This window comes from Sphingobium sp. TomTYG74 (assembly GCF_055393875.1).
The window spans coordinates 82,134-94,728 of record NZ_AP027341.1; the positions used below are offsets into that span (position 1 = coordinate 82,134).

9 protein-coding genes are annotated in these 12,595 nt (G+C 64.3%); 8 read left to right on the top strand and 1 reads right to left on the bottom strand.

Annotated elements, in window-relative coordinates:
* Positions 1-10 precede the first annotated feature (10 nt).
* From ACZ5TB_RS00435 to ACZ5TB_RS00445, 3 genes are read left to right on the top strand one after another with little or no spacing between them, the layout of a single operon-like run.
* Positions 11-1,522 (top strand): efflux transporter outer membrane subunit, encoded by a 1,512-nt coding sequence (locus ACZ5TB_RS00435; protein ID WP_464792570.1) that lies wholly within the window; start codon positions 11-13, stop codon positions 1,520-1,522.
* Positions 1,515-2,663 (top strand): EmrA/EmrK family multidrug efflux transporter periplasmic adaptor subunit, encoded by a 1,149-nt coding sequence (locus ACZ5TB_RS00440; RefSeq protein WP_464778901.1) that lies wholly within the window; start codon positions 1,515-1,517, stop codon positions 2,661-2,663. Before ACZ5TB_RS00435 ends, ACZ5TB_RS00440 begins: the two co-directional genes overlap by 8 nt.
* Before the next feature lie 56 nt (positions 2,664-2,719).
* Positions 2,720-4,198, top strand: a complete 1,479-nt coding sequence (locus tag ACZ5TB_RS00445) for a DHA2 family efflux MFS transporter permease subunit (protein WP_464780060.1) — start codon at positions 2,720-2,722, stop codon at positions 4,196-4,198.
* Between the two features lie 10 nt (positions 4,199-4,208).
* Here the strand turns inward: ACZ5TB_RS00445 and ACZ5TB_RS00450 are convergent, their stop codons facing one another.
* Positions 4,209-5,786 carry an ABC-F family ATP-binding cassette domain-containing protein gene (locus ACZ5TB_RS00450; RefSeq protein ID WP_464791606.1) on the bottom strand — a complete coding sequence of 526 codons (1,578 nt, stop codon included), beginning with the start codon at positions 5,784-5,786 and terminating at the stop codon, positions 4,209-4,211.
* Positions 5,787-5,973: 187 nt separating this feature from the next.
* Here ACZ5TB_RS00450 and ACZ5TB_RS00455 point away from each other — a divergent pair, with 187 nt between their 5' ends.
* The 5 genes from ACZ5TB_RS00455 to nirD all read left to right on the top strand — a co-directional run bounded on the left by ACZ5TB_RS00455 (position 5,974) and on the right by nirD (position 12,590).
* Positions 5,974-6,555: an ANTAR domain-containing response regulator gene (locus ACZ5TB_RS00455; RefSeq protein WP_449471103.1), complete on the top strand. Its 582-nt coding sequence runs from the start codon at positions 5,974-5,976 to the stop codon at positions 6,553-6,555.
* Positions 6,552-7,754: a CmpA/NrtA family ABC transporter substrate-binding protein gene (locus ACZ5TB_RS00460; RefSeq protein ID WP_464791607.1), complete on the top strand. Its 1,203-nt coding sequence runs from the start codon at positions 6,552-6,554 to the stop codon at positions 7,752-7,754. The genes ACZ5TB_RS00455 and ACZ5TB_RS00460 overlap by 4 nt, the downstream gene beginning before the upstream one ends.
* A 350-nt stretch (positions 7,755-8,104) precedes the next feature.
* Positions 8,105-9,349, top strand: coding sequence for a nitrate/nitrite transporter (locus tag ACZ5TB_RS00465; protein ID WP_464791608.1), 1,245 nt, complete (start codon positions 8,105-8,107; stop codon positions 9,347-9,349).
* A gap of 392 nt (positions 9,350-9,741) precedes the next feature.
* Entirely contained in the window at positions 9,742-12,249 is a 2,508-nt protein-coding gene (gene nirB / locus ACZ5TB_RS00470; protein ID WP_464791609.1) for a nitrite reductase large subunit NirB, read from the top strand.
* A 5-nt stretch (positions 12,250-12,254) separates the two neighbouring features.
* Positions 12,255-12,590, top strand: coding sequence for a nitrite reductase small subunit NirD (gene nirD / locus ACZ5TB_RS00475; RefSeq protein WP_464791610.1), 336 nt, complete (start codon positions 12,255-12,257; stop codon positions 12,588-12,590).
* Positions 12,591-12,595 lie beyond the last annotated feature (5 nt).

The window sequence follows — 12,595 nt, forward strand, 5'->3', positions numbered from 1 at the left end:
ACGGTTTCTTATGTCCCTGCATTGTCTCATTCGTTCCACGCGAGCCGGTCTTTTGCCGGTGGCGATATTGGCGCTTTCCGCCTGCGCGGCGGTGCCAGACCTGGGCAAGGCCCCAACGCCCCGGACAGCGTCCAGCATCGCGGCATCGCAAACGCTGGGGCAGGGCGAGGCGCTGTGGCCAGCCGATGGATGGTGGAAAAGCTATGGCGACTCGCAACTCGATGCGTTGATGGAGGAGGGGCTCGCCGCCTCCCCCGACATCGCCGCCGCCTCGGCCCGCTTTCGTCAGGCATCCGCCGCCGCGCAGCAGGCCGGAGCCCCGCTTTTGCCGTCGGTTGATCTCACCGGATCGACTGCCGCGACGAAGCAGAGCTATAATATGGGCTTCCCCAAGGATTTCGTGCCCAAAGGTTGGCTGGGCACGGGGCAAGTCGCGCTCGATATGAATTTCGACCTTGATCTGTGGGGCCGGAACCGGGCGGCGCTGGCCGCCGCAACTTCGGAAGCGGAGGCCGCGCGCATCGATGCGCAGCAGGCGCGGCTGGCGCTGACGACGGGGATCGCCGATGCTTATGCTGACCTTGCCCGCCTGTTCGACCAACGGGCGATCCAGCAGCGCGCGCTGGACATCCGATCCGCCAGCCAGAAACTCGTGACGGAGCGGCAGCGTAACGGGCTGGAAACGCGGGGTAGCGTGCGGCAAGCCGATGCGACCGTGTCCGCCGCCCGCGCCGTGCTGGCGGGAATCGACCAATCCATCGCGGTCCGGCAGCATCAGATCGCGGCGCTGATCGGTGCAGGCCCCGACCGCAGCCTTGCCATCGCGCAGCCGCATCTGGGCAAGGTCGCGGATTTGGGCCTGCCCGCCGATGTCACCACCAATCTGGTGGCACGGCGCCCCGATGTCGCCGCCGCGCTCGCCCGCACGGAAGCCGCTGCCAAGCGCATCAAGGTTGCCCGCGCCGACTTCTTCCTCGCCATCAGCCTGAGTGCCCTCGTCGGGGCGCAGTCGCTTGGCTACAACACATCTTTCACGGACCAGTCGGTGACGGGTCCCCGTTCTTTCCTCGACACGTTGTTCAGCAAGGATTCGCTGTTCGGCAATGTCGGGCCAGCGATCAGCTTGCCTATCTTCCATGGTGGGGAACTGCGTGGTCGCTATCGTGGCGCGCGGGCGACTTTCGACGAAGCCGTCGCCAATTATGACAAGACCGTCCTTGGCGCCTATCGCGACGTGGCCGACGCCGTCACCGGCCGCCGGATATTGGGTCAGCGGCTGACGGAGGCGCGCGCCGCGCTGGCCGCATCGGAAGAAGCCTATGCCATAGCGCAGAAGCGCTACAGAGGCGGCCTTTTCACCTTCCTCGACGTGCTGAATGTCGAGGACCAGCTGCTTTCGGCCCGCCAGTCCGTTGCGGAGCTTGAGGCCCTCACCTTTTCGACCGATATTGCCCTCATTCGCGCGCTGGGCGGCGGCTTCGCCACCAGCGGCACATCGTCCAAGGACCTGCCCAATGGCTGATGCAGCCCCCGAATTTACAGCTGATACCGGCAGTGCCGACAAGAGCGCGCGGATGGAGCAGCGCAAGAAGTGGCTGGTTCGCCTCGCCCTGGCCGTATTCGTCATCGGCGCGATCTATGCCCTCTGGTATCTGCTGATCGGCCGCAATCATGTCGGCACCGACAATGCCTATGTGAATGCCGAGATCGCGCAGGTGACGCCGCTCATCTCCGCGCAGGCGATCGAAGTGCGGGTGACCGACACGCAGGCGGTGAAGCGCGGCGACATATTGGTGCGGCTGGACCCCACAAACGCCCGCATCGCCGTCGCGCAGGCGGAGGCTGACCTTGCCGAAGCGCGCCGCCGCTTCCGCCAGACCGCCGCGACCAGTTCATCGCTCGCTGCTCAGGTGCAGGCGCGCAGTGCCGACATCACGCAGGCGGGCGCGCAGCTCGCCGCTGCGCAGGCGGACTATGACAAGGCGCGCGTCGATCTTCAGCGGCGCGAGGCGTTGGCACCCGAAGGAGCCGTGTCGGGTGAAGAAGTCACCAGCGCGCGCAAGGCATTTGCCGCCGCACGAGCGGGCCTTGAACAGGCACGCGCAGGCGTGGCGACGGCACGCGCGACTCAGGGCGCTGCCGAAGGACAGCTTGCCGCGAATGATGCCTTAGTCAGTGGCTCTACGGTCGAAACGGACCCCGCCGTCCTCGCCGCCAAGGCAAAGCTGGAAAATGCGCGGCTCGACCTTGGCCGCACGATCATCCGTGCGCCGATCGATGGTGTGGTGACACGCCGTCAGGTGCAGGTTGGACAGCGGGTGGCGCAGGGTAGCCCGATCATGAGCATCGTCCCGCTCAGCCAAGTTTATGTCGATGCCAATTTCAAGGAACGGCAGTTGCGCCGGGTGCGCGTCGGCATGCCCGCCACGGTCGTGGCTGACATCTACGGCGGCGACGTCGTCTATCATGGCAAGGTTGTCGGTTTTTCGGGAGGAACCGGATCGTCTTTGGCGCTGATCCCCGCGCAAAATGCGACGGGCAACTGGATCAAGGTGGTTCAGCGCCTGCCCGTGCGCATCGCGCTTGATCCCAAGGAACTTGCTGCGCATCCGCTCCGCGTGGGCCTCTCGACCGAGGTCGAGATCGACCTTTCGGGCGCTTGAGGTAGCTTGGCGTGACCGAGGCGGCGGAGAGATTTTTCCTCGACCCCCGGCGGCGAATGCTGGCCGGGTTCGTGCTGGCGCTTAGCAATTTCATGGTCGTGCTGGACCTGACGATCGCGAACGTGTCGGTGCCGCACATCGCCGGAAATTTGGGCATCACGCCTGACCAGGGCACCTGGATCATCACATCCTATGCCGTGGCGGAGGCGATCTGCGTGCCGCTGACCGGCTGGCTCGCCCAGCGGTTCGGCACGGTGCGCCTGTTCATCTGGGGCATGATCGGCTTCGGGCTATTCTCGCTGCTCTGCGGCCTTTCGACGACGCTCGGCATGATCGTCGCCTGCCGTATCGGGCAGGGGCTGTGCGGCGGCCCGCTGATGCCTATGTCGCAGACGCTGCTGATGCGCATCTACCCACCCGAACAGCGGGCAAAGGTGATGGGGCTGTGGGCCATGACCACGCTCGCCGGGCCGGCGGTCGGGCCGATCGTCGGCGGCTATATCAGCGACAATTGGAGCTGGCACTGGATCTTCTTCATCAACGTGCCGATCGCGGCGGGGTGCGTATTCGCAGCGATGGCGCTGCTGCGCCCCGCCGAAACCGAACGGCATAAGCTCCCCATCGACTTTATCGGCCTTGCCCTGCTGATATTCTGGATCGGCTGCCTCCAGATCATGCTGGACACCGGCCGCGATCATGACTGGTTCGGCGATCCGATGATCGTCGCGCTGGCCGTGATGGCCGCGATCGGCTTCCTCGTCTTCATCATTTGGGAACTGACGGAGGAGCATCCGATCGTCGATTTGCGGGTATTCCGCCATGTCGGCTTCACATCGGGCGTACTGACATTGTCGCTATGCTTCGGCGCCTATTTCGCCGGGATCGTCATCACCCCGCAATGGCTTCAGATGTCCATGGGCTATCCTGCCTATTCCGCAGGGTTCGTCACCGCCTTCACGGCAATGACCGCGATCGTCGCCGCACCCTTTGCCGGTCGCTCGGTCGGCAGGATTGATGTGCGCCTGCTGATATCGGGGTCGGTGATCTGGATGGGCATGGCGACCATGTGGCGATCGGAATGGACGAGCACGGCCGACTTCTGGACTTTGTCGATGCCGCAGATCGTCCAGGGTTTTGCCATGCCGTTCTTCATGATCCCGCTGACCACCCTGACGCTGGGATCGGTGCGGCCGGAAGAGATGGCGTCGGCGGCGGGCATGCAAAGCTTCCTGCGCACGCTGGCGGTGGCGATTTCTACATCCATCGTCCTGACGGGCTGGGGCAATGGCCAGCGTGTCGCGCGCAACGAGATGGTGTCCGCGCTGGATCCGAACGTGGGTTCGCAGCTCGCGGGTTCCGGGCTGTCGGCTGAGCAGACGCCGCAGATGATCGCCAATCTGGTCGATCAGCAAGCAGCGATCCTGTCGATGAACCATGTCTTCTTCGTGGCCGCGCTGGTGCTGCTCCTGGCGGGCGCGCTGGTCTGGTTCGCGCCCAAGCCGACCGGGCAGGTGGATATGTCGGCGGCTCACTAAGGGTTACGCCTTAAGGCAAGCCTATCTCCCGGCTGATGCCAATGGCGCGCAGGAAAGCCGCGTCATGGCTCACCACGATCAGCGCGCCGTCATAGCCCAGCAGGCCCTGTTCGATCGCCGCGATGCTGTCGAGGTCGAGATGATTGGTCGGCTCGTCCAGCATCAGCAGCGGCGGCAAGCTGGCATCTCCCAGCACGCAAGCCAGCCCGGCGCGGAGCAGCTGCCCGCCGCTAAGGCTACCCGCTTGTTGCAACGCCAGATCCGCCCGAAAGCGGAAGCGCGCCAGTGCCGCCCGCACTTCGTTATGTGTCGCATTTGGGTGCAGGCGGGCGAAATTATCCGCGATGCTGGCTCCCGGATCGAGCAGCGCCACCTTCTGGTCCAGCAGCGCGCAGGCCACCGGCCGCTCGACCTTCCCCGCCAGGGGAGGCAGGCTACCCGCGATCACATGGAGCAGCGTGGATTTGCCCGCGCCATTAGGCCCGCTGATCGCGATCCGTTCCGGCCCGTTGACGCGCAGGGACAATTCTCGCAGGACCGGCGCGTCGGCATCATGTCCTGCGGTAACATGGTCCAGCGTCACGATCCTCTGACCCGTTTGAACGGCAGTGGAGGGCAGGGCGACGGTCAGGCTCTCGACCACTTCGATCCGTTGCCGCGCGGTCTCGGCCGCCTGTATGGCTTCCCGGCGCAGACGCTCGGCCAGCCGCGCCGCCTCTCCACCTGAGCCCTCGGCCCGGTCCTTCCTCAAGCCGATCAATATGCGCGGCATGTCGCCCTTGGCCCCTTTGCGCGCCCCGGCGGCGTCGCGCCGCTGCTTTCGCTCTGCCGCGACCTGCGTCCGCTTGGCGATGTCCTTCCGATGCCGTTCGGCATGGGCCAAGTCCTGCTCGGCCGCCGCGAGTTCGACCGCCTTGCGCGCCTGCCATGACGAGAAATTCCCGCCATGACGGCTGATGCCCAGCGTCGTCAGCTCGGCAATCGCCTCCATCTCCTCCAGCAGCGCCCGGTCATGGCTGACCACGATCGCGCCCGCCCGCCATCGCGCGAGCAAAGCGATAAGCGCCGCGCGCCCCTCTGCGTCCAGATTATTGGTGGGCTCATCCAGAAGCAGGAAATCGGGCTGGGCAAAGATCGCTCCGGCCAGCGCCGCCCGCGTCCGCTGGCCGCCTGACAATTGGCTAAGGAGCGCATCGGGTCCAACGCTCAGCCCCACCTCCGCCAGCGCCTCCTCCATGCGGGAAGGCAGCGTCCAGTCGCACGCCTCCAGCTCGGCCATGTCCGCGTCGCCCCGCTCCGCCTTGGAGAGCAGCGCCATAGCCTCCCGCACGCCGAACAGGTCGGCGATCGTCTCGCCCGGCTCGACCTGCACCGTCTGCCGCCGTTCGGCCGCCGTCCCGTCCAGCTGAACGCCGCCGCCGCTGGGCTTCAGCCTTCCCGAAATGAGCGCGAGCAGCGTCGATTTGCCGACACCATTACGTCCGACAAGTCCGATCCGCTCGGAAGTGAAACGAAAATCGAGGTCGCTAAGGACGGATGTCCCGTCAGGTGCGGACCAGCTGATATGAGAGAGAGTAATCGCGGGCATGGACAAAAAACTTCCTGAAAGCAGAGCGTTGGGGCTGCGCGATCAGTTGCAAGTCCATGATTATGATCCTCCGGGAACTGGCCTGTGCTAATATAGCAGGTGCCTTCCGCTGACAACCGGCGGCTTCTGCCCCGATTGACGCGGCGCAGCATCGCGGCCACTGAAGGGCCAAAAGGGCTGGGTCCAAATGCGAATCGTCATCATCGATGACAGCGGCCTGCGCGCGACGGTTCTCGAAGAAGGACTGCGTGAGGCAGGCTATGACGATATTCACATCGTCCCCCCGCGCGGCGGCTTCGTCGCGCGGCTCGAACGCATGGCGCCCGACGTCGTGCTGATGGACCTCGGCAGCCCCAGCCGCGACACGCTGGAAGAAATGCTGTCGGTCAGCCGCGCGCTCGCCCGGCCGATTGCGATGTTCGTCGATCAGTCGGACGAGTCCATGATCGGCGCGGCGATCGACGCGGGCGTTTCGGCCTATGTGGTCGATGGCCTGCGCAAGGAACGCGTAAAGCCGGTGCTGGAACTCGCCGTCCGCCGCTTCAACGCCTTCGCCCGGCTCCAGACCGAACTGGACGAGGCGCGGACGCAGCTTTCCGACCGCAAGATCATCGACCGCGCCAAATCCATCCTGATGAGCCAGCGCGGCATCAACGAACCGGACGCCTATGCGCTGTTGCGGTCGAGCGCGATGAATCAGGGGAAAAAGATCGTGGATGTCGCCCAGGCACTGATCACCGCCAGCGACCTGTTGGGAGGGGGCTTATGACGACTTGCCTGCGCATCGCCTATTTGCCGCTGACCGATTCCGCCGTGCTGGCGGTTGCGCGGGAAAAGGGTTTCGCGGAGGAGGAGGGGATCGCCCTCGATCTCGTCCGCACGGTCAGCTGGGCAACCCTGCGCGACCGGTTGATCTTCGGCCAGGTGCAGGCCGCGCATATGCTGGCCCCGCTCGCCATTGCGGTGACGCTGGGTTTGAGCCAGCAGCCCGCGCCGCTCGCCGCGCCCTACAAGCTCAATGTCAATGGCAACATGCTGGTGATGGCGCGCGAGTTCGCGCAGGCGCTCGACCCGGATGTCGCTGCCCGGCTCGACGATCCGCTGGGCACCGCCCATGACTTCGCTGCCGCCATTGGTCTGTGGAAACGCAAGCCGGTGATCGGCGTCGTCCACCGCTTTTCCAGCCATGCCATCATGCTGCGTTACTGGCTGGCGAGCGCGGGCGTCGATCCGGATCGCGACGTGCTGTTGCGCGTGGTGCCGCCCTCGCTGACGGTGGAGGCCCTGCGCGGGGGCGAAATTGACGGTTTCATCGCTGGTGAACCCTGGGGCAGCGCTGCCGTCGAAGCGGGCCTTGCCGAAGCTGTCGCCATTGGCGAGCGCATCTGGCGGCGCGGCGTGGAAAAGGTGCTGGCCTTCCGCACGCCCTGGCTGGAGGAAAATCCGCAAACCGTCGATGCGCTGATCCGCGCGCTGGTCCGTTCCGCCGCATGGTGCGACGACCCGGCGAATCATGAGGCACTGGCGCACCTCCTGTCGCAGCCGCATTTCGTTGATCAGCCCGCCGATCTTATCCTGCGCGCACTGTCTGGCCGCATTGTCGCACGGCCGGGAATGCCACCGCTCGACATGCCCGACTTCATGCTCTTTTCCCGCGAAGCGACGCCCTTTCCCTGGCGCAGTCAGGCGCTGTGGCTCTATTCGCAACTCGCCCGCTGGAAGATGGTGGATCATACGCCTGAAAACGCGGCCAAGGCGGGATCAGTATTCCGCCCCGACATCTTCCGCCGCGCGCTGGCCGAAAGCAATGTGCCGATTCCCGGCGCCAGCATGAAGGTGGAAGGCGCCGTCGCATCTCCTTTGGCGGTGGGCTCGAAGCGGGGAGAACTGACGCTCGGCCCCGACCGCTTCTTCGACGGCCGCACATTCGACCCCGAACATATCGAGGATTTCCTGAAGAGTTTCTAAATCCTCCCCATCGGCAGATGGGGAGGGGGACCGCTCGCACAGCGAGTGGTGGAGGGGAAGTTCGCAACGTTGCGCATTGTCCCCTCCACCAACCTGCGGCTGGTCCCCCTCCCCACGCCTTCGGCGCAGGGAGGATTAGAAAAAATTGTGCCTTGCAACATGAAGCGAATCATTAGATAAGGCAAAGGTCGCGCGACGAAGCGCGTTTATGGATGAGCACGCCCAAGGATGGGGTCGCGCTCTCCCCAAACACTATTTGCAGCAAAGCCGCTGGCCGGGTCCCGTCGCAAACGGGCGTCCGGAGAGCGGCTTTTTTTGTGTCCATTTCACAAAGATTGAAGGACCTCGTCATGGCAACTGCTTATTGGGATCGCGAGAAAGGCGCCGAGGGGGAAACCGGCCCGACCAGCTTCTGGAAAGCTGGCCACACGCCGACCCTGATTGCCGCTTTCCTCTATTTCGACCTCGCCTTCATGGTGTGGGTGCTGCTCGGGCCGCTCGCGCCCTCCATTTCCATGACGCTGGGCCTCACCCCCGCTGAAAAGGGGCTGATGGTCGCTGTCCCCACGCTGGCGGGGGCGCTGTTGCGCGTCGTCAATGGGCTGCTGGTGGATCGCATCGGTTGCAAGCAGGCGGGCGCGATCAGTCAGGTTATCGTGATCGTTGGCCTCTTCACCGCCTGGTTCATGGGCGTGAACAGCTTCGGCGGAACGCTGGCGCTGGGCGTGATCCTGGGCTTTGCCGGGGCGAGCTTCGCCATTGCGCTGCCCTTGGCCAGCCGCTGGTATCCGCCTGAGCATCAGGGCAAGGCGATGGGTCTTGCCGGCATGGGCAATTCGGGCACGGTTCTGGCGTCCCTGTTCGCGCCGATCCTTGGCAAGCTGTTCGGCTGGAACGCGGTGCTTGGTCTTGCCTGCATTCCGCTGACCATCGTCTTCATTCTGTACATGTTCATGGCGAAGAACGCCCCCAACGCGCCCGCGCCCAAGAAGCTGGTGGATTATTTCCGCCCGCTGAAGACCGCCGACGCGTGGTGGCTGATGGGCTTCTATTCGGTGACCTTCGGCGGTTTCGTCGGTCTGGCCGCCTCGCTGCCGATCTACTTCACCGACCAGTTCGGCCTTACCCCGATCATTGCGGGCTATTGCACCGCGGGCTGCGTGTTCGCTGGTTCGCTGGTTCGTCCCATGGGCGGCGCGCTGGCTGACAAGATCGGTGGCGTGAAGGCGCTGATGATCGTCTATATCGCTGCTGCATTAGCGCTGGCGGGCGTTTCCTATGCATCGACGCTGGTCGCTGCCCTGGGCCTCTTCGTCGCCGCGATGCTGGCGCTGGGCGTAGGCAATGGCTCGGTGTTCCAGCTGGTGCCGCAGCGTTTCCAGGAAGAAATCGGCGTCATGACCGGGCTGGTCGGCATGGCTGGCGGCATTGGCGGCTTTTACCTCGCATCCTCGCTGGGTATCGCCAAGCAGTTCACCGGCAGCTTCGCGCCCGGCTTCCTGATCTTCGCTGGCCTTGCCGTGGTCGCTTTCCTCGGCATCTCGCTGGTGCGTGCCAAGTGGCGCGCGACCTGGAGCACCGGCGCGCGCATCTGATCAACGTTTACCGGAGAGGAGAGGCGGCGGCACTCGAAAGAGGAGCCGCCGCCCTTGTTTTTGGGCAATGAGAACCGCTCTACCTCCGTTCGGGCTGAGCTTGTCGCAGCCCTTTTCTTCCTCAGAAGTGAAGCCCCGCGACAAGCTCAGGGCGAACGGTGAAAAGGTGGAAGCTGAGCGCAATCTCGAACTTTTCTGCCGAATCGCTTGACCCCAGCTAGGTTTCATTTATGCTGCACTGCGAAGGACAAGGTTGTCCTCTACTGACATAGCTGCGGTGATCCACGGTTGGATCGTCAAAGCGCTAATGATGGCAAAGCCGCCATCCAGACTCCTGGGTTCAAAGCCCAGGGGTCCGGATGGCGGCTTTTTTTATTGTCTGGAGTCAAGGGATGGATTTTCAGAACAACACCGGACCGGAGACGGCCAACGAAGAGGATATCTTCGTGCCCTCCGACGATGTTCGCGAACATCTGGTTGTTGTGGGCAACGGCATGGCCGGTTGCCGCGCGGTCGAGGAACTGTTGGCACGGGATGCGGGGCGCTATCGCGTCACCATCTTCGGCGCTGAGCCCTATGTGAACTACAACCGCATCATGCTCTCGCCGGTTCTGGCGGGCGAGAAGAGCTTTGACGACATCGTCATCAACAGCCGCGAATGGTATGACGAGAACGGCATCGAGCTGATTGCGGGTGATCCGGTGACGGGCATAGACCGCACTGCAAAAACCGTCACGAGCCAGTCGGGTCGCACTGTTGGCTATGACAAGCTGCTGATCGCGACGGGTTCCGACCCGTTCATCATCCCGGTTCCGGGCAAGGATCTGCCGGGCGTCATCAGCTTCCGCGACATGAAGGATGTCGACACCATGCTGGAAGCCGCCGGGAAGGGCGGTTCTGCGGTGGTGATCGGCGGCGGGTTGCTGGGTCTGGAAGCCGCACACGGCCTGACCCTGCGCGGCATGAAGGTCACCGTGATCCACCTGATGGACACGCTGATGGAGCGTCAGCTTGACGAAGCGGCGGGCTGGTTGCTCAAGAGTGCGCTCGAAGGCCGTGGCCAGACCATCCTGACCGGAGCCAACACCGAAAGCATCTACGGCGACGGCAAGGTCGAGGGCGTCCGCCTGAAGGACGGCACGGAAATCCCGGCGAGCCTAGTTGTCATGGCGGTAGGCATCCGTCCTTCGACCGCTCTCGCCCGCGAAGCTGGCCTCGAAGTCAATCGCGGCATCAAGGTCGACGACCATATGGTCACCAGCGACCCGGACGTGCTCGCCGTGGGTGAGTGCGTCGAGCATGACGGCAATGTCTACGGCCTCGTCGCGCCGCTCTGGGACATGTGCCGCAGCCTCGCCGATGGCCTGACCGACCAGCATACGGGCTACAAGGGTTCGGTCACCTCGACCAAGCTCAAGGTTGCCGGGCTGGACGTCTTCTCCGCCGGTGACTTTTCCGGCGGTGAGGGCTGCGAGGATATCGTCCTGCGTGACGCCTCGCGCGGCGTGTACAAGCGCGTCATCGTCAAGGACGACAAGATCATCGGCGCGGTCCTCTACGGCGATACCGTCGATGGCGGCTGGTATTTCGACCTGCTGAAGCGCGAGGAAGATGTCGGCGAAATCCGCGACCTGCTGATCTTCGGTCAGGCCTTCGCCTCTGGAGGAGGCGCGCTGGACCCTAAGGCGGCCGTTGCGGCGCTCTCGGACGATGCCGAGATTTGCGGCTGCAACGGCGTCAGCAAGGGCCAGGTCGTTGCCTGCATCGAAAAGGGCGCATGCAGCCTCGATGCGGTGCGCGGCACCTGCAAGGCTTCGGCGAGCTGCGGCAGCTGCACGGGCCTCGTCGAGAATTTGCTGGCGGTGGTGCTGGGCGATGACGTCCAGTCAGGTCCCAAGACGATGTGCAAATGCACCAGCTTCGGCCATGACGATGTCCGCCGCGAGATCGTGGCGCAGAATCTGCGCTCGATCCCCGAGGTGATGCAGAAGCTGCACTGGTCGACCCCGGATGGCTGCTCCTCCTGCCGCCCCGCGCTCAATTACTATCTGCTCTGCGCGCTGCCCGGCGAATATGTCGACGACCAGCAGAGCCGCTTCGTCAACGAGCGCATGCACGCCAACATCCAGAAGGATGGCACCTACTCCGTCGTCCCGCGCATGTGGGGTGGCCTGACCAACCCCAAGGAACTGCGCGCGATCGCCGATGTGGTCGAGAAATATGATGCGCCGATGGTGAAGGTCACCGGCGGCCAGCGGCTCGACATTTTCGGCATCAAGAAGGAAGACCTGCCCGCCGTATGGGCCGACCTCAATGCTGCGGGCATGGTGTCGGGTCACGCTTACGGCAAGTCGCTGCGCACGGTGAAGACCTGTGTCGGGTCCGAATGGTGCCGCTTCGGCACGCAGGATTCGACCGGCCTTGGCGTCAAGATGGAACGGATGACCTGGGGATCGTGGATGCCCCACAAGTTCAAGATCGCTGTATCCGGCTGCCCCCGCAACTGCGCGGAGGCGACGATCAAGGACTTTGGCGTGGTCTGCGTGGACTCAGGGTACGAGCTGCATGTCGGCGGCAATGGCGGCATCCATGTCCGCGCGACCGACTTCCTCTGCAAGGTCGCGACCGAGCAGGAGGCGCTCGATTATTGCGCCGCCTTCACCCAGCTCTATCGCGAGGAGGCGCGCTATCTGGAGCGCACCGCGCCCTGGATCGAGCGTGTCGGCGTCGAATATGTGAAGCAGCGGATCGTGGAAGATGACGCAGGCCGCGAAGCCCTGCGCGCCCGCTTCCTCTACAGCCAAAGCTTCAGCCAGGACGATCCCTGGGCCGAACGCGCAGCGGGTGCCAATGCAGAACTGCACCAGCACCTCGACCCCATCGCCATCGCTGCGGAGTGAGACACATGACGACATGGATCGACATCGGAACGCTGGCCGACATTCCCCAGCGCGGCGCTCGCACAGTGCAGATTGCAGGCGAAAAGGAAATCGCCGTCTTCCGCACCAGCGACGACAAGGTCTTCGCGCTGGTCAATGAATGCCCGCACAAGCAGGGTCCGCTGAGCCAGGGCATCGTCCACGGCCACAGCGTCGCCTGCCCGCTCCACAACTGGAACATCGCCCTGAAAACGGGCGAGGCGCAGGGCAATGATGAAGGCTGCACGCCGACCATCGCCGTGAAAGAGGAGGGCGGTCGCATCCTGATCGCTCGCCCGGCGGCGATGAAGGCAGCAGCCTGACGAGC

What these genes read in the sequence shown, in the direction of transcription:
- nirB (WP_464791609.1), top strand. Translation starts at nt 9,742, where the DNA reads ATGGATTTTCAGAACAACACCGGACCGGAGACGGCCAACGAAGAGGAT.
- ACZ5TB_RS00440 (WP_464778901.1), top strand. Translation starts at nt 1,515, where the DNA reads ATGGCTGATGCAGCCCCCGAATTTACAGCTGATACCGGCAGTGCCGAC.
- ACZ5TB_RS00455 (WP_449471103.1), top strand. Translation starts at nt 5,974, where the DNA reads ATGCGAATCGTCATCATCGATGACAGCGGCCTGCGCGCGACGGTTCTC.
- nirD (WP_464791610.1), top strand. Translation starts at nt 12,255, where the DNA reads ATGACGACATGGATCGACATCGGAACGCTGGCCGACATTCCCCAGCGC.
- ACZ5TB_RS00450 (WP_464791606.1), bottom strand. Translation starts at nt 5,786, where the DNA reads ATGCCCGCGATTACTCTCTCTCATATCAGCTGGTCCGCACCTGACGGG.
- ACZ5TB_RS00465 (WP_464791608.1), top strand. Translation starts at nt 8,105, where the DNA reads ATGGCAACTGCTTATTGGGATCGCGAGAAAGGCGCCGAGGGGGAAACC.
- ACZ5TB_RS00435 (WP_464792570.1), top strand. Translation starts at nt 11, where the DNA reads ATGTCCCTGCATTGTCTCATTCGTTCCACGCGAGCCGGTCTTTTGCCG.
- ACZ5TB_RS00460 (WP_464791607.1), top strand. Translation starts at nt 6,552, where the DNA reads ATGACGACTTGCCTGCGCATCGCCTATTTGCCGCTGACCGATTCCGCC.
- ACZ5TB_RS00445 (WP_464780060.1), top strand. Translation starts at nt 2,720, where the DNA reads ATGCTGGCCGGGTTCGTGCTGGCGCTTAGCAATTTCATGGTCGTGCTG.